The sequence below is a fragment of the Azotosporobacter soli genome, assembly GCF_030542965.1.
Taxonomy (GTDB): Bacteria; Bacillota; Negativicutes; order SG130; family SG130; genus Azotosporobacter; species Azotosporobacter soli.
This window is the reverse complement of record NZ_JAUAOA010000025.1, coordinates 32038-51261: the sequence shown is the minus strand read 5'-3', so window position 1 is coordinate 51261 and position 19224 is coordinate 32038. Positions and strand designations below refer to the sequence as shown.

The window sequence follows — 19224 nt, the reverse complement described above, 5'->3', positions numbered from 1 at the left end:
CGCCAACCGCATAGCCTTTTCAGTCTACCCCTAAAGGGGTCTTATTTCGACTTTTTTGCTGGCTCACCCGTGAACGGGTCAACTAGCTCTTTCAAAGTAAGTTGCTCGGCGATCACATCGTCTTTTAACTGATTTTTGATATACTCTTCAATTGCTTTTTTATTTCGACCTACTGTATCTACATAGTATCCTTTACACCAAAACTGTCGATTGCCATATCGATATTTCAAGTTCGCATGCCTATCAAATATCATTAATGAACTCTTTCCTTTTAGATACCCCACAAAACTTGACACGCTTATTTTCGGCGGTATGCTTACCAACATGTGAACGTGATCCGGGCAAGCACTTGCTTCTATAATTTCAACACCTTTATGTTCGCATAGCTTTCTCAGTATAACTCCGATATCACTTTTTATTTTCCCATATATGATTTGTCTTCTGTATTTCGGTGCGAAAACTATATGGTATTTGCATTTCCATTTTGTGTGTGCTAAACTGCTGTTATCCATTTTGGATACTCCTCCTTTGTTAGTTTATGCGGTCGGCAAACCTGCATTTATTCTAGCAAAGGAGGCTTTTCTTTTCTACTTATAGCTATAAGCTTTCCGGAACCACACGCCTAGCGCGTGGTTTTCTTTATACAAAAAAAGAAAGCCCGACATTTTGCCGGGCTTTCCATGCAACTATAATTTGAAGCGGTTGACCGAAACCTGCATCGATTCAGCCATCTGCGCCACATTATCGACCGCTTGGACAATATCATGAACGGCAGCGCTTTGCTCTTCGCTGGCTGCAGCCACTTCCTGCGAACTTGCGGCGTTCAAACGCGCCGAATCGGCAATACCGCCAAAAGAACGCTCGACTTCCGCACTACTATGCTGCTGACGTTCCATCAAACCGACAATCGCCTGTACTTCTGAGCCCATTTGCTTAATCGCCTGGTAAATTTCATTAAACGCTTCCCCCGAAGAAGCAACCACTTCGACGCCTTGGGCGACCTGCTTATTCCCCCGATCCATCGCATTCACGCTCTGAACCGTTTCACTTTGAATCGCACCGATGATCTGTGCAATTTCTTTCGCAGCCTCTTCCGACTGTTCAGCTAGCTTACGCACTTCATCGGCCACGACCGCAAAACCGCGCCCCTGTTCGCCGGCGCGCGCCGCTTCGATAGCGGCATTCAACGCCAATAAGTTCGTCTGTCCGGCAATATTCGTGATTACTTCGACGATTTGGCCGATTTGCCGCGATTTTTCACCAAGTGCATGAATCATTTTCGCGGTGGAGTCCACATCCGAATGAATAGCCTGCATCAGATTGACCGCCTGCTCAATGCGTGAAATGCCGCTCTCCGCTGCTTGTTCGCTCTGTTTGGAAACAGCGGCCACACGTCCTGCCGCACTGACCGTATCGGAAATCGAAGTAAGCATTTCTTGCATCACACGGCTGGAACGTTCTGACAAATTCACCTGGTCGTTTGCACCGGTCGCGACGTGCTGGATCGTTTGCGCCACTTCTTCCGAAGCTTTGCCGACTTCAGCCGCCGACGCGGCCAGTTCCTCAGACGCCGCAGCCACCGATTCAGAGACGCCCGTCGTGTGGCGGATAATATCGCGCAGTGATTGCGTCATGTGATTGATCCCGTCGACCAACTGATTGACTTCCTGCACGCCTCTCGCTTTCAAGTCGACAGCCAGATCTCCGGCAGCGATTTTTTCAACAACGCCGACAACTTTTTGCATCGGCTCGGCAATTCCCTTAGCAATATAAAGCGCGGTGATGATCGCCAAAATTGAGCATAACAACAAAACAATCGCCAGGGCCTTGACTGAGGCAAGCGCTGCAGCCGTTATTTCTGAACTTGGTTCATGCGCAATAACGCCCCAGCCCAGGGATTTAATAGCGGCATAGCTGGCTAATGTCTTATCCCCGCGACTCGAATCACCTTCGGACCAACCGCTCTTTCCTTCCGTCAGTTTGCGCGCATAATCCAATTTATCAATGCTGTCGCGTTTCATGACTCTTTCGGAGTCGGGGTAAGCCAATAAAATTGACTTGTTGTCAACGATTTCAACATATCCCTTTTGCCCGATCTTTATCGAACCCGTCAGTTCGGCAAAGGATTTGAGGCTGATATCCGCAGCGAATACGCCAATGACGGCGCCGCTGGCGTTTTTAATCGGCGACGCAACCGTTACTGTCGGTGCATTAGTCGCGGTAGAAATATAGGCATCCGTGATAAACGTGCTTCCCTTGGCCGCTTCTTTAAAATAAGGTCGATCGCCACGCGGCCCCAGTGCTCCAGATGTTTTGGCGATCTGCATGCCCGTCACATCCATTACATAGATCAGCTCAAACTGCGGGTTCGCTTTTTGTATGGCCAAAACCGTTTCCTTCAAAGCTGCCGCATCCATCGCTTTCGCCGTTGAAGATGCCGCCAACCCTTCCACTAAACCTCGCGAATCGTCTACCATCAACTCGACATGCGCCGCCACCTGTTCCGCCACATTTCCATTGCTGCGCACAGAAGCTTCTTTTGTCGATGATAAATTCAGATAAGCGCTGATAGCGCCTCCAATCGCCGCCGGAATCAATGCAAACAAGATAAATAATAACACTAACCGACTCTTTAAGCTGTTGCTTCCCATAAACGAACTCCCCCTCTGCTTCATCTTTCAAGGCAATTTTTCTCACAGCCTAAGCCTAAAATTCAACCTCGTTCTTTATCGTTTTTTTCAGACTTATAGATTATTATACATTAAAGGCATTTTTCCTCCTTATAGTATAGCAAAAAAGCCGCATAAGTGTAGCAAAAATATTCTTCACTTTCTATAATAATTAATTCAATAATATCGCAGGCTGTTGTTTTTGTAAATATTTTCCTTAATTACCTTTTGTAAAAAGCAAAAAAGGTCTGCAATTGCAGACCTTTACATCTCAATGGTGACCCCGGCAGGAGTCGAACCTGCGACCTCTTGATTCGTAGTCAAACGCTCTATCCAGCTGAGCTACGGAGCCATTGAATAACTTACTTGCTGATTATATTCTTTTTAGCTTATATTGTCAATAACTTTATTTCATTTTATCTTCTTTTTCTTAGTCATCTTCCTGAAATAGCGCCGTTGACAAATAACGTTCACCACCGTCCGGAAACAATACGACAATGCGTTTCCCTTCATACTCCTCTTTAGCCGCCAATTGAGCAGCTGCATGAAGAGCGGCGCCGCTCGAAATACCCACCAGAACGCCTTCGCATTTCGCCAGTTCCTGCGCCCTCTTAAACGCATCCATCGCCTGAACTTGAATGATCTCATCAATGATTTTGACATTCAATATTTCCGGAACAAACCCTGCTCCTATTCCCTGCAACTTGTGCGCTCCCGGATTTCCGCCCGACAGGACCGGAGAATCGGCCGGCTCCACCGCGACAATCCTCACTGCCGGCTTGCGCTCTTTTAAGACTTCGCCAACGCCAGTGACCGTTCCGCCTGTTCCGACGCCAGCGACAAACACATCTACCTGCCCGTCGGTATCACGCCAGATCTCTTCCGCAGTCGTCTTGCGGTGGATTTCAGGATTCGCCGGATTTTTAAACTGCTGCGGCATCACCGCGCCCGGATGCGCGTCAACTAATTCCTGCGCCTTGGCAATGGCTCCTTTCATCCCCTTATCTCCGGGCGTCAAAACAATTTCAGCGCCAAGCGCCTTCAACAGATTGCGCCGTTCCACGCTCATCGTTTCCGGCATCGTCAGAATCAGACGATAACCGCGCACCGCCGCCATGAACGCCAAACCAATCCCAGTGTTGCCACTGGTCGGTTCCACCAATACACCACCCGGTTGCAAAACCCCCTCTTCTTCCGCTGCTTTTACCATCGCATACCCTACGCGGTCCTTAACGCTGCCCAGCGGATTAAAATATTCCAATTTTGCAAATACCTTTGCTTTCAAGGCATTGCGCGCGGCGAAATTTTTCAATTCCAGCAGCGGCGTGTTGCCAACCAGTTGCGTGATATTTTCATATACTTTCATAGTCTGCTCCTTTCGTTTTTAAGTCTCCGCTTCATCCCCATCGTTTTTCGCCAGGCAGTCTATCTCTTATCCTATATTCCCTTTCAGCTGGAAAAATCCTGTAAACACAAAAACTTCGCTTACGCATCTCCCCAGAAATATCTTCGCTCACATAAAAAGAGCCGGAAGATGCTTACAAAGCAACTTCCGGTTCTTGCCAGCGCCAGCCTGCAGCAATCAAATGCTGCAATACCTTGGCCGTATTCACCGCATCGTTGATCGCCATATGCCAAAAGCCATGGCTTTCAAGTTCCCGTTCCTCGATCGCGTGTTTCAACGAATGCCGTCTGGGCAAGTCGTAAAACTCTTTATAAGCGACCGCTAAATCAAGATAGTCCTCTTCAACAAACGGATAGTCAATCTTATACCGACGGCATTGTTCCAATAAGACTTGACGATCCGCCTCGCCCCAGGCGACAAAGAGCGTCTTGCCCGGTTCGTAGAGTTTATGCAAGGCGGTGATCATTTCCTCGAGCGTCTGACCGCCATCCACATCCGCCTGGCTTATCATGGCAATGTCTTTGCACTCCTGCGTCAAACGCGGAAAAAAGCGCGGTTTGACAAAGCTTTGGTACGTCTCTGTCAGTAAAAATTCCGGCGCCGCGGTGCGTACCGCGCCAACCTCAATGATCTCCGGGAAAAAAGCCCTGGGCTTACCGATCATGCTTTTGTGCGTAGTAAATTCAAAATCCATCACTAAAAAGTCCCGCTCTTTGTTTATCTCCTGCGCCATAACTTTCTCTCCTTTATAAACAAAGCTTCTTATCTTCTATCATTCCTCATGCGCCCCTTCTCCCAGTGTCATGTCTTCCCAAAATGCAAGGCGCAAGAAGATCTTTACAAACAAAAAAAGCTCTAGCAACGCTAGAACCGGAGATTTTAAATTTGGTGCGCCTGGGGCGATTCGAACGCTCGACACACGGCTTAGAAGGCCGTTGCTCTATCCAACTGAGCTACAGGCGCAAAAATGGAGCGGGTGATGGGAATCGAACCCACGTGGCTAGCTTGGAAGGCTAGGGCTCTACCATTGAGCTACACCCGCACATTTTATAAGGATGGTCGGAGCGGCAGGATTCGAACCTGCGACCCCCTGGTCCCAAGCCAGGTGCTCTACCAAGCTGAGCCACGCCCCGAACGACAAGATTTATTATATCACCATAACATTTTATCGTCAACTACTTTTATAAACTTTTTTCTTATTTCCGCTGCAACTCCACTTCTCCAGTCGATTTTACAGCCAAACTCCGTTTAAAAGAAGAAAGACCCCCGACAGCAGGCAAAGCCATTGTGGGGGTCAAACATCGTATTCTTATTTGTCCAGCAGACTCATGATCGCGTGTTTGTTCACCGCACGATTCAGCTTGGCAATATAAGTGGTCAGTTTGATGTCTTTCGGGCAGGCTTCGGCGCAGTTTTGGCTGTTGCCGCAACTGGCGAGACCGCCTTTTTCCATCAAAGCTTCCATGCGTTCTTCTTTTTGATATTCGCCAATCGGATGCAGATTGAAGAGGTGTGCCTGGCCCATCGGCGCAGGTCCGATAAATTCGGAACCACGGTTCACGTTAGGGCAGGCTTCCATGCAGCAACCGCAAGTCATGCAGCGCGAAATCTCATAAGCCTCGGTAGCCGTCTTCGGGTTTTGACGCGGCCCCGGACCTACCGGATAAGTGCCGTCCACTTCCACCCAGGCATTAACCTTTTTTAAGCTTTCAAACATCACGCCGCGATCGATCATCAAATCGCGCACGACCGGGAACGTTCTGGCCGGCTGCAGTTTGATCGGCTGTTGCAAATGATCAATCAGCGCCGCGCAAGCTTGTTGCGCCTTACCGTTGATGACCATCATGCAAGCGCCGCAGACTTTTTCGAGGCAGTTGCATTCCCAAACGACGGAAGTGGTTTTCTTGCCGTCTTTGGTTACCGGATTCTTTTGAATTTCCATCAGCGAAGAAACAACATTCATCGCAGGACGGTAAGGCAGAACAAATTCTTCCGTGTAAGGAGCGCTCGTCGGAGAATCTTGGCGTTCAATAATAAAATGAACTGTTTTTTGATTGCTCATAATTTATTTCTTAACCTCCTTGACAACGTCATAGCGACGCGGACGCGGTTTGATATGAGAAATGTCCACTTCGTCATATGTTAGATCAGGCGCCATAGTTGCAGGATTGAACTTCGCGACGGTAGTCTTCAGCCAGTCTGCGTCATTACGATCCGGGAACTCCGGCTTGTAATGCGCGCCGCGGCTTTCATTACGATTCAAGGCGGCCAGCGTGATCGCACGCGCTAAGAGGATCATGCCGCGCAGTTGACGCACAAACATAGCTTCCTGATTAGCCCAGCGGCCCGTATCGCAAAGACCGATATTATCCCAACGTTTCAGCAGTTCTTGCAGCTTTTCGTCGGTTTTTTGCAATTTTTCGTTTACGCGAACGATCGTTACGTTTTCCAACATCACGTCGCCCAGCTCTTTGTGCAGTTGGTATGCATTTTCACTGCCGTTCATGCTCATCAGCTTGTCAAAGGCAGCAACTTCCGCTTCCTTCGCCGCTTTCAGTTCCGCTTCCGTCAATGCAGGACCTTCTTGTTCGGAAGATACCCATTTCATCGCGCTCGGACCGGAAACCGTACCGGAGTAAGCTGCCGACAGCAACGAGTTCGCACCCAAACGGTTTGCGCCATGGTACTGGTGATCGCACTCGCCGGACGCGAACAGGCCCGGAATGTTGGTGCGATGATGACGATCTACGTAAATGCCGCCCATCGAATAATGAACGCCCGGGAAGATGCGCATCGGAACTTTGCGAGGATCGTCGCCGACGAACTCTTCGTAAATTTCCAGAATGCCGCCCAATTTACGGTTCAGATAGTCGCTGTCAATGTGCGACAGGTCAAGATACACTTGGTTTTCGCCATTGACGCCCAATTTCAAGTCTACGCAGACATGGAAGATTTCACGGGTCGCGATATCGCGCGGCACCAAGTTGCCGTATGCCGGATATTTTTCTTCCAGGAAGTACCACGGTTGACCGTCTTTATACGTCCAAACCCGGCCGCCTTCACCGCGTGCCGACTCAGACATCAGGCGATGTTTGTCGTCGCCAGGAATAGCGGTCGGATGAATTTGGATGAATTCGCTGTTGCCGAGTGCGCAGCCCTGTTGGTAAACGGCAGCTGCAGCAGCACCGGTGCAAATTGTCGAGTTCGTGCTTTTACCGAAGACCAGACCCAGGCCGCCCGTTGCGAGGATAACCGCATCAGCAGCAAACGCTTCGATTTCCATCGTCGCCATATTCTGCGCCAACATGCCGCGGCATTCGCCGGCGGAATTCTTGATGATCTTCAAAAATTCCCAGCCTTCGAATTTTTTGACCGAGCCTTTTGTTTCATAACGACGAACTTGCTCGTCGAGCGCGTACAGCAGCTGTTGACCAGTCGTTGCACCAGAGAAACAGGTACGCTTATTTTTTTGACCGCCGAAGTTACGCAGATCCAACAGACCTTCTGCCGTACGGGTAAACGTAACGCCCATGCGATCAAACATTTCAATCAGTTTCGGCGCCGATTCGACCATGCCTTTAACAGCGGTTTGGTCGGCGAGGAAGTCACCACCATAGACGCTGTCGTCGAAATGTTCCGCTGTAGAGTCATTTTGGCCTTTGGTATTCATAGCCGCATTAATGCCGCCTTGGGCACATACGGAGTGAGAACGCTTCACCGGACAGAGTGAAAACAATTCTACTTCGCCGCCAGCTTCGCAGATTTTCATGGTAGCCATCAGGCCGGACAAGCCGCCGCCAACTACAATAATCTTCTTTTTCACGTAGGTTCTCTCCCTTATTGCTTAATTATTTCACGAAATGGCTCAACGCAGTGAGACCGACGCTGGAAATGAGTACGAAAAGAGCCATGGTGCCGACGCTTACGAGACGTTGTGCACGAGGTCCAACCGTAATACCCCAGGTGATGGCAACCGCCCACAGACCATTGGTGAAATGGAAAATGGAAGCCAACAAACCGAGACAGTAGACTGCATAAACAATTGGGTCTGCCAATATATTATGCATGAAATTGTAGCCGATCAGCTGATGTCCCATTGCTTTGCCCACAATACGCAGGGTCCATACATGGTACAGAATGAATGCGAATGCAATGTACGCAGTCATGCGTTGCAGCCAAAACATCCAGTTGTTCCAATAACCATAGCTAGTAGGATTGTTGCGAGCTTTCAGTGCATAGATAACGCCAAAGATCGCATGGAATGCGAGCGGCGCTCCGATAAAGATGATTTCAATTGGAACAAGGAACGGCATAGCCGCGAGTGCTGCTACATTTTTGTCAAATACAGCAGGACCAGCCATCACTGTCGAGACCGTATAGATATGCTCCAATAAGAACCCCCCGACGGCGACCAACCCTAATAGAGAGTGAATACGGCGAATCCAGAAATCCATGTTGCGCATGCTTTTACCTCCTATAAAATTTGTCAGTCCATATTACGGCGTATCAACGCCGACCGACAGATAAGGTTTATTCGACATAAATTTGTTTTTTCCTCTTAAGCGAAGCAAGAAAAGTGATGCCAGCCCCCTGCGCTTTTGCCGCAACAAGCATTGTCGCAGAGAGCCGGCCGTTGCTTCGTTAAATTTTACGGTAAGGTTTTTGCCCTTCTTCGTAGTAATTATTGCCTTCGCAATCGATAACTACAATCGCAGGGAAATCTTCTACCGTCAATTTAGCCAGCGCTTCCGCGCCAAGCTCAGGATACGCGAGCACTTCATACGTTTTAATGGTTTTTGCAATTAAAGCGGCTGCGCCGCCGATCGCTGCAAAATACACCGTACCATGCTTCTTCATCGAGTCTACGACCGCATCGGAGCGATAGCCTTTGCCGATCATGCCTTTCAGGCCTTGTTCGATCATTTTCGGCGTATACGCATCCATACGTCCGGCGGTAGTCGGACCGGCCGAACCGATCGGACGACCCGGTTTAGCCGGGGACGGTCCAAGATAATAAACAATCTGATTCGTGAAGTCGACCGGCAAGGTTTCGCCACGGTCCAATGCTTCAGTCATCACCTTATGAGCCGCGTCACGGGCACTATAGATCGTGCCGGAAATCAGTACAGTGTCGCCAGCTTTCAGGGAACGGGAGACGTCTTCCGTCAAGGGAGTAATAATACGTTTCACTTCTGGCATTATTCTGTTCCTCCTTACAGCTCAACTTCGGCATGCCGCGTGGCATGACAGCTGATATTGACTGCGACCGGCAAGCCGGCGATATGGGTTGCATAATATTCGACATTTAAGCCGATGGCGGTAGTCGTTCCGCCGAGTCCTTGCGGACCAAGGCCGCTTTTGTTAACCATCGTCAGCAGCTCTTCTTCCAGCTTAGCATAATCCGGATTGGCATTGTGCTTGTTGACCGGACGCATCAGAGCTTTTTTCGCCAGGAGCGAAGCTTTTTCCATCGTGCCGCCGATGCCGACGCCGATAACCATCGGAGGGCAGGGATTTGATCCGGCGGTCTTAACCGTGTCGAGCACGACTTTTTTGACGCCTTCCAGACCATCGGCCGGAACAAGCATTTTCAGTGCGCTCTTGTTTTCACTGCCGAACCCCTTCGGCGTCATCTTGATTTTTACTTTGTCGCCAGGTACGATGCTCAAATGCACGACGGCCGGCGTATTGTTGCCGGTGTTCTTGCGGTTAAAGAGCGGCTCGCTGACCACGGATTTGCGCAGGTAGCCTTCAGTGTAACCCTTTGCTACGCCTGCATTGACGGCATCTTCCAGATTGCCGCCGGTAAAATGTACGTCTTGTCCGATTTCCAGGAAAACTACCGCCATGCCGCAGTCCTGACAGATCGGCATTTGCTCTTCGCGAGCGATGTCGGCATTTTCCACCAGACGGGTGAGGAGTTCTTTCCCCAGGGGAGATTCTTCGGTGCTTTTCGCGGCCACTAGCGCATCATAGACGTCCGGAGTCAGGTAGTAACAGGCGTCCACGCACATCTTGGCAATGGCTTCAGTGACTTTTTCCACTTCGATCGTACGCATTCGAATCCTCCTATTCAGAAAAAATGGTCTATTTAAGACACACCATATCGTGTATTATATCACAATCTTCTGAGCTAGACTACTTTATTAGCCCCTTTTGTCGCAAAGGAGAAAAGATGCAATTTTCTAAAAACATAGGACTCGAAGAATGTTCTTCGAGTCCTATTTATTGTTCTATATGCCTTTATTTCAGCAAGACGACTGCAAACCAATCCGCTCTGCCGTCAAACGGCGGACTTCTTCGGGCTCGACCTTAATTCGCGCCACGCCCGTTTCCATCGCCGCCTTAGCCACTGCAGCCGCTACCGCCGGAGCCACCCGTTTGTCAAAGATATCCGGTATGACAAAATCATCGCTCAGTTCCGAATCGGCGACCAACCCTGCGATGGCATATACCGCCGCCAGTTTCATCGCTTCATTGATCTGACGCGCACGCACATCAATGGCGCCGCGGAAAATCCCCGGGAAGACGATAACATTGTTGATCTGGTTCGGCGCGTCAGAACGCCCCGTTCCCGCTACAGCCGCACCGGCAGCCTTGGCAGCCGCGTAACTAATTTCAGGATCTGGGTTGCACAGACTGAAGACGATCGACTTTTCCGCCATCGCAGCGACAATCTCCGGCGTAAACGCGCCAGCCGTTGAAACGCCGATCAACACATCAACGCCCTTAGCGACTTCGGCCAGCGAACCGCGGCGCGCCGCCTTGTTCGTCTTAGGCAAAAGAGCCGCCTGTACGCGGTTGACGCGTCCCATATCCATACCCTCATACATCGCACCCTTAGAGTTCATCATGATGACGTCACCGGCGCCGGCATTCAAAAGCAGGCTTACGATCGCAGTTCCGGCAGCGCCGGCGCCATTGACGACGACGGTGGAATCATTGATCGCTTTGCCGACAAAGCGAAGCGCGCCGATAACGCCAGCTACCGCAGCAATCGCGGTGCCATGCTGGTCATCGTGAAAAACAGGGATGTCCATGATTTTTTTGAGTTCGTCTTCGATATCGTAACATTTGGGCGAAGCAATATCTTCTAAGTTAATCCCGGCAAAAGACGGTTGCAACAGGCGAACTGCGCGGATAAATTCCGCTGCATCCTTTGTGTCGAGACAGATCGGCACAGCATCCACATCGCCGAAAGCCTTATATAAAATCGCTTTCCCTTCCATGACGGGCATCGCCGCCTCCGGTCCGATATCGCCAAGTCCTAAAACGCGGGTGCCGTCACTGACCACGGCCACCATGTTGCCGCGACAGGTGTATTCGAACGACAAATCCTTGTCGGCATGAATCTCCTTGCAGGGCTCGGCTACCCCCGGCGTATAAGCCAGGCTCAAATCATGTCCATTCTTGAGCGGGACTTTGTTGCAAATCCCTAATTTACCATGGTTGTCGCGATGGAATTTCAGTGCATCTTCGTGCAAGCCCATGTATATTTCACCCACTTCAATTTTTCTTACGCTGCCAAGCGTTTTTTGCGATTACTTGCAGACTTCCGCAGCTGCGAGGAATTGTTTGCCGGCAATACCGGGTTTCGTCATTTCGCTCGGCGAAAGAATCACTTCCAATTTTTCCGCACTGAGCAAGCCTTTGCTCAAAATAATTTCTTTTACCGGCCGGCCGGTGCTTAACGCTTCTTTTGCAATCAAAGATGATTGCTCATAGCCGATATGCGGCAGCAAAGCCGTCATTACGCCGACGCTTGCGCCGACCAGTTCATTGCAGCGTTCCACATTGGCTTTTACGCCTTGGATGCACTTATGATTGAGCGTATTGACCACATTGGTCAGGATTGTCATTGAATTGAAAAGATTATATGCCATAACCGGTTCCATGACATTCAGCTCGAATTGACCGGCTTCAACAGCCAAACTGATTGCCAGATCATTGCCGATTACTTGGAACGCCACTTGGTTCACGGTTTCCGGAATAACCGGATTAACTTTGCCAGGCATAATCGACGAACCGGGTTGCATTGCAGGCAGCGCCAGTTCGTTCAAGCCGCAGCGAGGACCGGAAGCCATCAAGCGCAGGTCATTGGCAATCTTAGAAAGAGCCAGCGCCGCTACTTTCAAAGTACCGGAAATTTCCGCCAACTCGTCGGTGTTTTGCGTTGCATCAACCAGATTGTTAGCGGAAATGATCGCTTCACCCGTCAGGTCCGACAATTCTTGCGCAACGAATTGGATGTATTCCGGTTCCGCATTCAGGCCGGTACCGACAGCAGTCGCGCCCATGTTGACGATATGCAGATTCTTGACAATCGCCTGGATCCGACGCATCGAACGCTTAACCGCTTCCGCATACGCATAAAACTCTTGTCCCATTGTGATTGGCACGGCATCTTGCAAATGCGTGCGGCCCATTTTCAGTACACCGCTGAATTCGTCGCCTTTGGCAACAAATGCATGCGCCAAACCGTTCATCGCATCAATCAGTTTTTTCGCTTTGCGAATCGTGCAGATGCGAATCGCCGTCGGAATGACGTCATTGGTCGATTGTGCCATGTTCACATGGTTGTTCGGCGAAACAAGCGCATAATTGCCCTTTTGCTCGCCCATGATTTCCAGTGCGCGATTGGCCATGACTTCATTGGTATTCATGTTCATCGAAGTACCTGCACCGCCTTGGATGCAGTCAACGACAAATTGATCATGCCATTTTCCGGCAATGATTTCTTCGCCTGCCGCAACAAGAGCTTTGCCGACTTTAGCCGGCATGCGGCCAGTACGCATATTTGCACGCGCAGCCGCCACTTTAACAATTGCCAGCGCCACGATAAAATCTTCATTGAGCGTGTGACCCGTAATGGCAAAATTATGCAAAGCTCGTGTCGTTTGCACTCCGTAGTACAAATTGTCCGGAATTTCAATTTCTCCAAGAAAATCTTTTTCTATACGCATAAAGCACACCTCCATGGTTTTTCACCCCTATTATATCACGCCATTTGTATTTTGTATACAAAATTCCATTTTAAAATATTTAGTTAATTTACAATCCATCAATGTCTCGACGCGCTGCCCTTCACCCTACGGATCACCTCTGCCGCCTCTTCTGAAATCAGGTATTGATAGGTCGTTTCAGGAACCAGTTCTCGCAGATTTTCCCAGTCATCTTTTTTTATCAGTTCTCTGACCGTAGACGCACTGATCACTTTGTCCCCTGTCATTACACGCGGCATTTCTCGCAATTCAACTCCGTATTCCGGCAAAATATCCATCATCGCCAGATTGTATGCGTCAGTAACCGCGCAGTATGGTTCTGTCCCTACGTAACGCCGCGTAACGCCAAGTGCCGGCGCGATATGGTGGGCAAAGACAGTCACATCGAGGCGCGTTTGCGCTGCAACGGCTGCGTCGCCGCGTGTGAAGTACGCCGGAAAGGTGGCGGCCGATATGATGTATGGGCCACCCGGTAAGACCAATACGTTCTTATATTCGCGTACACCTTCCTGCACCAAGCGATAACGTACCGAGAACGGAAACAGCGAGCCTTCCTCGCTGACGACAAAAACAATGACCGCATCATTCTCTGCCGCAGCCTTAGCGATTACCGCCTTATGCCCTAGCGTAAACGGATTGCAGTTCACGACAAGAGCCGCCCGATTTCCTTTAGGCAAGATCGCCGCTTTATTCGCGAGGTCTTTGCAATAAGAAGCAACAGAACCCATGCCCGTTTCCAATAAAACGGCATGGGGTTCACTGCGGGCAATCTCTTTAAAGCCCAGTGCTGTAAATTGAGCCGCGGTTGACGGCTTGGTAAACAAGAAGTAATGGTGTAACCCCTGGCGGCTTGCCTGCTTCATCAAATGGCTGACGACGCTCGCCGTAAGTCCTTCGCCCTGTAAAGACTCGTCCACGGCAATGTTGCGCAAGACTTCGCCTTTTCTCGATCCAGTCGCAACCAATTTCCCGTCCCGATAAAAGCCAACCGTATAATCGACCAAACCATCGAAAGACAGGGAAAAAGGGGCCAGGAACTCGCGTACCTGACCCACTTGGCGTTGATTGGCAAGGTCGATGCTTCGTTCTTCAACCTGTCCCCACAACATGATTATCCCTCCACTTGGCGGACCACGTCGATGACAGTGCCATCGCGATATTCCACCACGGCGACAATTTTTTCGCCGGTTTTGATTGCCTGCGGCGCTCCGGCCAATTTTTCAGCCAACGCTTTCAGTTCATCGATATCTTTCACCGGCAAGCCCGCAGCCAAGAGCTGCGCCTTGAGTTCGGCCCGCTGCGGATTAACCGCAATGCCGCGCTCGGTAACCAGCACGTCAATCGTTTCGCCCGGCGTCGTAGCCGTCAGCACTTTGTCTACGATGATCGGCAAACGACCGCGCAGCAAATTGGCTACGATAATCGTGACTTTCGCACCGGCAGCCGCATCCGAATGACCGCCGCTACCGCCCATAATCACCCCGTCGGAACCGGTGACGACATTGACGTTGAAAGCCGTATCAATTTCTGTCGCGCCCAAAATGACCGCATCCAATTGATTGACCGCACACCCGTTATTAAAAGGACTCGCGTAAAAATCCGCGCCGATTTCCAAATGGTCGGCATTTTCTCCCATCGAACGAACCGCATCCAAATCAAAACTTTGCACATCGAGTAAACGGCGGAAGAGACCTTTTTCTAGCATTTCCACCATATATCCGGTGATGCCGCCAAGCGCAAAGCTGCCGACGACTGATTTTTTCTCCATCATTTGCCGAACAAAATGGGCGGTTGCCAACGATGCTCCGCCAGCTCCGGTCTGAAAGGAAAAACCGTCTTTGATCAAGCCTGCCGCTTCAATCACTTTGGCCGCCAAAGAAGCAATCTTCAGACCAACCGGATCTTTTGTAATCTTAGTCGTGCCGGATACGATGCCTTTCGGATCGCCGACTTTGTCAACCTTAACCACGTAATCGACCCTTGTTTGAGGAATCGAAATCGGCGCAAGCGGATATTCGACAAGATGATCGGTAACTGCCACAACATTTTGCGCGTATTGCGCATCCGGGAACGCATAGCCCATCGAGCCGCAAGCCGCCGAACCCTGCGCACCATTCAAATTGCCGTACGGATCAGCCGCCGGCGCCGCAATAAAGGCGACATCGACAACCATCTGACCGCATTCGATCGCTCTGGCCCGCCCGCCATGCGTACGCATAACGACCGGTTTATCCAATAAGCCTCGCGATACGGCCTGCGCAACCGGGCCTGACATATAGTTGGTGTCTAGACCGCTTACCACGCCATTTTTAATATGTTCAATCAACGGTGCATGCACCGGAAAAATCGAGCTAAGTGCTACTGTGAGATCTTTCAGACCGCGTTTAGCAGCCAGTTCGAGCACCATGTTGACGACGCCGTCGCCGTTGCGCAAATGATGATGAAAAGAGAGCGTCATGCCGTTTTTAATCTCGATCCTGTCAAACACTTCTTCCAAGTTATTTAAAAGTTTTCCCGTCTGAGGCTTTACTGTCTTTACCAGCGGCGCACGACGCGCCATATCCGGCGGCGTAGCAAACGCACCGGCAAATGGTTTCACACTGGCAAAACCAGCTAATGCTTGCGGTATTTCTCGCCCAATTGCATTTTTCATGATTCGTCCCTCCCCGTGAGACCTACCAGGCGGGCTAACTCTAACGTTCGCTTGGCCCTGTTGACAATAGGCAGGTCGACCATTTTACCGTTCAACGACGCCACTCCAGATCCTTCCGCTTCCGCCTGACGAATCGCTTGCAGCACTTGTTCTGCCCAGTCGACGTCATCACTGCTCGGATTGAAGACGCCATGAATCACATCGATTTGGCGCGGATTGATCGACAGTTTGCCGTTAAAGCCAAGATGACGGCATAGTTCGGTGTCGGCTTTGAGACCTTCATCATCATTGGCATCGGTAAACGGAGTATCGATCGATTGAATCCCTGCGGCGGCTGCTGCATTGATCACCAGCGTGCGCGCGGTGAAAATTTCCTGCCCTTCGCGCGTACGCGTCGCACCAAGACCCGCGGTGTAATCTTCTGCGCCAAGCGCCAACGCGACAACGCGCTCATGCGATTTGGCTATTGGATAGGCTTCGACAATGCCGCGCGGCGTTTCGAGAAGAGCCACCAGTTTCACCGGTTTTTGCCCCGGCTGTTCGGCCGCTTCCACCATCGCCACGACTTTCAGAATGTCTTCTGCGCTTTCCACTTTAGGCACCAACAGCGCATCAGGCGCGCAAGGCACAATCGCCGCAATATCGGCGGCGGCAAACGTGTCGAGCGGATTGATGCGTACCATCTTTTCGCTCTGTCCGTAATCCACGGTGCGCAGCGAATGTGCGATCAAAAAACGCGCCGCATCTTTTTCGCCGGGCGCCACGGCATCTTCCAAGTCGAGAATCACGGAATCCGCTTCAAATACGCCGCCATTTTGCAGCATACTCGGACTATTTCCAGGTATGAAGAGCAGGCTACGACGCAAATCGTTTAGCATAGCACACCCTCCTTTACTTCAACGCCAGCCCTCGATAACGCGGTCAATAACCGAGCCTTTAACGTACAGTCAAGCGCACCGCGATCGGCCGCCTTCACATATACATCCGTTACATTTTGGCTTGCTACGGTCGCTTCCAGCACACGCTTGATTTCCGCACCGTATTGCGCCATCACAATGCTTTCCACTTCTACCTTAACGCCGCTGCCAACCTCTCCCGGAGCTACGGTGACCATTACGTCACTGGATTCGAGAGTGCCGGCTTGGGCGATTTTCGTTACTTTGCCCATCCCTGTCTCCTCCATTTCTGTCTTAGATAAACCGGCTGCCTTTTAAAAGGCAGCCGCTTGGGTCAACACGGCTAATCCGTCCAAATCTTCAGATGATGGACCGACTAAACCAATGATGAGATATGTTTTTGTCTTGCTGTCAAATTTATATTCATGAACCAGACGGAAGTTCTCGATGTCTTCTGTGTTCTTCACATGAATACGCGGCCCGGTGCATTCCCAGGTATCTTCACCCAATCGAATGTGGCCTTCATCAGAATAGCTGACCGAGACCCCTTCTTCGATGACCTCTTTGACTTTTCGCTCCAAATCGACCAGATCGACGCCAAGTTCGATCGGATACTCAAGGACAAAGCCGTTATGAACGTCGCGATGTCCAAAAGGAAGGATCGCGCCATAATCCTTAAGCAGCATGCGCTGTACGATATCCTCGGCCGTATGGGCCATTTTTCGAAAGCGCAGCGTCTTGACGACAACATCGACGACCTCTTTGGGCATTGGACCGAAAATATTCGGACGCACGACGATGACTTCGCCCCCCACGCCAAGAATAACATCGGCATTCATACCAAGCACCGGGAAGAGCAGGTCAAAGTGCTCTACGATGACCCGCTTTCCGTGTGCTAAAGCCTGACGAACCGCATCGGCCAATGCATGCAGCTGGGTAAACGCCATTTCGAACCGGATATCCACATGATAGGTATGACTGGAAAAGAACCCTTTGTCAATATTTTTCAAAAGCGGAAGCGGTCGAACATTAACTCCGTCATCATCGTTTGTCAATTCGAGACCAGGAAACATCCCTTTTATGATCGAAGATTTCCCGGCGCCCGAATCGCCGATGACGCCGATCAGACGGTCGAGCGGCGACAGATAGCGTTCACTGATCTGCTGGCCCAAAATATACATGCGGGCACGCCCCCGTGGAGCAAAATAACTGGCGTACATCAACTGTTCAAGCATAACCGATTTCATCGCGGCATCTTATCCTTTCCGTGCTTGGCGCAAAGCCAAAATTCTCTCCATTTCATTATACACGATCATGAAGCCTTCATCTACGCCCATACCCGGTTTAGCCAAAATTTGTACCGGCTGCGTGCCCATCGCTGCATGTACGCAAACCTGCGCGGAACGGTCGGTTTCATTGCAGGTGCCGCCTTGGTAAGCGCCGACGCCTTTTTCTTTGCAATAGATAACCGCTTCAATCGTATTGTTGATGCCGCCGAGATCCGGCGTTTTGATTTGCAGCATGTCGCCTGCCTTGTTATCCGCAAAATACTTGATATCGTCAAGCGTGTTGCACCATTCGTCGGCAACCACTTCGACATTGATTTTTTCTGCATGCAAACGGGCGGTCAATTCTTTCAGCGCCAGCATTTGCTTTTCACGCTCTTCCACGTCCATCGGTCCTTCAATACGCAGATGAAGCGGATCCGCCGCTTTTTCCAGTTCGCGGAAATAAGCAACCATACGATCCATGTCCATGTTGAACGCAGCGCCGATTGTGCCGTATACGTCAATATGCAGCACCGGGTTGTATTCTTTCGACTGACGCAGGCTCAGAATACGGTTGCGCAACCAGGTAACGTATTCCAGCAGTTTTTCGCCGTTGTTGCCCAGCTTGTCGGCAACATGATTGATCAAGGCATGCGGCAGAACCTGCGCGCCTTTGATGATCATCTTATCTGCATTGTCATAACGGTCATCGCCGGATTGCGTGAAAATAGGGATCGCCACTTCACTTACCGTCGTGCCGTATTCTTCAGCAACCACTTCGCACATCAGTTTCTTTTTGCTTTTAGCGACCGCGTCAAGCAGTACTTGGCTCATACCATAACGAAGTGCGGTGTGGATCAGTTTGCCGGTTTTGGCATCTTTCATGCTATCCACTTCGCCAGCCAGTTTGCGGAACGAATCGAGTTCGCGGCCGACCAGCATCGGTTTGATTTCTTTTTCGATTACCGGGATAAAATCATCAGCCAAGAACAACGGATCGCGTCCGCCTGCACCGCTATATTGAACGGCTGCGCAATCGCCGTATGCGACTTGTCCGTCTTCGAGCACGATCATGACCGATACCGCTTCGCCCGCTTGACGAATGGAACGGAATCCAGGCGTCACCGTTTCGCCTACATAATTGAAACCATCATGCTTAGCGCCTGCTTTAATGGCACGTTGGTCATCAAAATAAAATCCCGTACGACCTTTAGAACATACTACATCAACAATTTTCATTTCTCTTCACTCCGCTCTCTAAAATTTGTTGCTCTTCTTATCTCTAAGTCAGTATATTGCCATCCCCGGTTTTCGCCGGACTCTATCCAGTA

The 19224-nt window shown here is 50.4% G+C and carries 17 protein-coding genes and 4 tRNA genes; all 21 read right to left on the bottom strand.

The features are described from left to right. Window positions 1-41: 41 nt before the first annotated feature. Entirely contained in the window at window positions 42-512 is a 471-nt protein-coding gene (tnpA, locus tag QTL79_RS16125) for an IS200/IS605 family transposase (protein ID WP_346353254.1), read from the bottom strand. Between the two features lie 174 nt (window positions 513-686). Beyond that, a complete protein-coding gene (locus QTL79_RS16120) occupies window positions 687-2651 on the bottom strand; it encodes a methyl-accepting chemotaxis protein (protein ID WP_346355985.1) in 1965 nt (654 codons plus the stop codon). 293 nt (window positions 2652-2944) lie between these two features. Further along, window positions 2945-3021, bottom strand: a tRNA-Arg gene (locus tag QTL79_RS16115). A gap of 78 nt (window positions 3022-3099) precedes the next feature. After that, window positions 3100-4035 carry a cysteine synthase A gene (cysK, locus tag QTL79_RS16110; RefSeq protein ID WP_346355984.1) on the bottom strand — a complete coding sequence of 312 codons (936 nt, stop codon included), beginning with the start codon at window positions 4033-4035 and terminating at the stop codon, window positions 3100-3102. A 172-nt stretch (window positions 4036-4207) separates the two neighbouring features. Further along, window positions 4208-4807 (bottom strand): 3'-5' exonuclease KapD, encoded by a 600-nt coding sequence (gene kapD, locus QTL79_RS16105; protein WP_346355983.1) that lies wholly within the window; start codon window positions 4805-4807, stop codon window positions 4208-4210. Between the two features lie 153 nt (window positions 4808-4960). Continuing rightward, window positions 4961-5037: transfer RNA gene (locus tag QTL79_RS16100), tRNA-Arg, on the bottom strand. Window positions 5038-5042: 5 nt separating this feature from the next. After that, window positions 5043-5116 (bottom strand) — tRNA-Gly (locus tag QTL79_RS16095). A 14-nt stretch (window positions 5117-5130) separates the two neighbouring features. Beyond that, window positions 5131-5207, bottom strand: a tRNA-Pro gene (locus QTL79_RS16090). Window positions 5208-5383: 176 nt separating this feature from the next. Further along, window positions 5384-6136, bottom strand: coding sequence for a succinate dehydrogenase iron-sulfur subunit (gene sdhB / locus QTL79_RS16085; RefSeq protein WP_346355982.1), 753 nt, complete (start codon window positions 6134-6136; stop codon window positions 5384-5386). Between the two features lie 3 nt (window positions 6137-6139). Further along, window positions 6140-7897, bottom strand: coding sequence for a succinate dehydrogenase flavoprotein subunit (sdhA, locus tag QTL79_RS16080; RefSeq protein ID WP_346355981.1), 1758 nt, complete (start codon window positions 7895-7897; stop codon window positions 6140-6142). A 25-nt stretch (window positions 7898-7922) separates the two neighbouring features. Then, a complete protein-coding gene (locus QTL79_RS16075; RefSeq protein WP_346355980.1) occupies window positions 7923-8537 on the bottom strand; it encodes a succinate dehydrogenase/fumarate reductase transmembrane subunit in 615 nt (204 codons plus the stop codon). A 178-nt stretch (window positions 8538-8715) separates the two neighbouring features. Then, window positions 8716-9273: a Fe-S-containing hydro-lyase gene (locus QTL79_RS16070; protein ID WP_346355979.1), complete on the bottom strand. Its 558-nt coding sequence runs from the start codon at window positions 9271-9273 to the stop codon at window positions 8716-8718. A gap of 14 nt (window positions 9274-9287) precedes the next feature. Next, complete coding sequence (locus QTL79_RS16065; protein WP_346355978.1) at window positions 9288-10133, bottom strand: fumarate hydratase; 846 nt, start codon at window positions 10131-10133, stop codon at window positions 9288-9290. A gap of 189 nt (window positions 10134-10322) precedes the next feature. Then, entirely contained in the window at window positions 10323-11564 is a 1242-nt protein-coding gene (locus tag QTL79_RS16060; protein ID WP_346355977.1) for an NAD(P)-dependent malic enzyme, read from the bottom strand. Window positions 11565-11615: 51 nt separating this feature from the next. Then, window positions 11616-13037, bottom strand: a complete 1422-nt coding sequence (locus QTL79_RS16055) for an aspartate ammonia-lyase (RefSeq protein ID WP_346355976.1) — start codon at window positions 13035-13037, stop codon at window positions 11616-11618. A gap of 98 nt (window positions 13038-13135) precedes the next feature. Continuing rightward, window positions 13136-14185, bottom strand: a complete 1050-nt coding sequence (gene citC / locus QTL79_RS16050; RefSeq protein WP_346355975.1) for a [citrate (pro-3S)-lyase] ligase — start codon at window positions 14183-14185, stop codon at window positions 13136-13138. Between the two features lie 2 nt (window positions 14186-14187). Continuing rightward, window positions 14188-15729, bottom strand: a complete 1542-nt coding sequence (gene citF, locus QTL79_RS16045; protein WP_346355974.1) for a citrate lyase subunit alpha — start codon at window positions 15727-15729, stop codon at window positions 14188-14190. Beyond that, window positions 15726-16607, bottom strand: a complete 882-nt coding sequence (locus QTL79_RS16040) for an HpcH/HpaI aldolase/citrate lyase family protein (RefSeq protein ID WP_346355973.1) — start codon at window positions 16605-16607, stop codon at window positions 15726-15728. Before QTL79_RS16040 ends, citF begins: the two co-directional genes overlap by 4 nt. Continuing rightward, window positions 16601-16897, bottom strand: a complete 297-nt coding sequence (gene citD / locus QTL79_RS16035) for a citrate lyase acyl carrier protein (RefSeq protein ID WP_346355972.1) — start codon at window positions 16895-16897, stop codon at window positions 16601-16603. Before citD ends, QTL79_RS16040 begins: the two co-directional genes overlap by 7 nt. 42 nt (window positions 16898-16939) lie before the next feature. Further along, a complete protein-coding gene (locus QTL79_RS16030) occupies window positions 16940-17872 on the bottom strand; it encodes an alanine-tRNA synthetase second additional domain-containing protein (protein ID WP_346355971.1) in 933 nt (310 codons plus the stop codon). Window positions 17873-17881: 9 nt separating this feature from the next. Then, complete coding sequence (locus QTL79_RS16025) at window positions 17882-19132, bottom strand: methylaspartate ammonia-lyase (protein ID WP_346355970.1); 1251 nt, start codon at window positions 19130-19132, stop codon at window positions 17882-17884. Between the last annotated feature and the right edge of the window lie 92 nt (window positions 19133-19224).

Bases quoted from the DNA above. Each gene is read 5' to 3' on its own strand.
- QTL79_RS16075 (WP_346355980.1), bottom strand. From the start codon at position 8,537: ATGCGCAACATGGATTTCTGGATTCGCCGTATTCACTCTCTATTAGGG.
- tnpA (WP_346353254.1), bottom strand. From the start codon at position 512: ATGGATAACAGCAGTTTAGCACACACAAAATGGAAATGCAAATACCAT.
- QTL79_RS16060 (WP_346355977.1), bottom strand. From the start codon at position 11,564: ATGGGCTTGCACGAAGATGCACTGAAATTCCATCGCGACAACCATGGT.
- kapD (WP_346355983.1), bottom strand. From the start codon at position 4,807: ATGGCGCAGGAGATAAACAAAGAGCGGGACTTTTTAGTGATGGATTTT.
- QTL79_RS16120 (WP_346355985.1), bottom strand. From the start codon at position 2,651: ATGGGAAGCAACAGCTTAAAGAGTCGGTTAGTGTTATTATTTATCTTG.
- QTL79_RS16055 (WP_346355976.1), bottom strand. From the start codon at position 13,037: ATGCGTATAGAAAAAGATTTTCTTGGAGAAATTGAAATTCCGGACAAT.
- citD (WP_346355972.1), bottom strand. From the start codon at position 16,897: ATGGGCAAAGTAACGAAAATCGCCCAAGCCGGCACTCTCGAATCCAGT.
- cysK (WP_346355984.1), bottom strand. From the start codon at position 4,035: ATGAAAGTATATGAAAATATCACGCAACTGGTTGGCAACACGCCGCTG.
- QTL79_RS16030 (WP_346355971.1), bottom strand. From the start codon at position 17,872: ATGAAATCGGTTATGCTTGAACAGTTGATGTACGCCAGTTATTTTGCT.
- sdhB (WP_346355982.1), bottom strand. From the start codon at position 6,136: ATGAGCAATCAAAAAACAGTTCATTTTATTATTGAACGCCAAGATTCT.
- QTL79_RS16070 (WP_346355979.1), bottom strand. From the start codon at position 9,273: ATGCCAGAAGTGAAACGTATTATTACTCCCTTGACGGAAGACGTCTCC.
- QTL79_RS16040 (WP_346355973.1), bottom strand. From the start codon at position 16,607: ATGCTAAACGATTTGCGTCGTAGCCTGCTCTTCATACCTGGAAATAGT.
- citF (WP_346355974.1), bottom strand. From the start codon at position 15,729: ATGAAAAATGCAATTGGGCGAGAAATACCGCAAGCATTAGCTGGTTTT.
- QTL79_RS16065 (WP_346355978.1), bottom strand. From the start codon at position 10,133: ATGCGTACGATCGAAGTGGAAAAAGTCACTGAAGCCATTGCCAAGATG.
- citC (WP_346355975.1), bottom strand. From the start codon at position 14,185: ATGTTGTGGGGACAGGTTGAAGAACGAAGCATCGACCTTGCCAATCAA.
- QTL79_RS16025 (WP_346355970.1), bottom strand. From the start codon at position 19,132: ATGAAAATTGTTGATGTAGTATGTTCTAAAGGTCGTACGGGATTTTAT.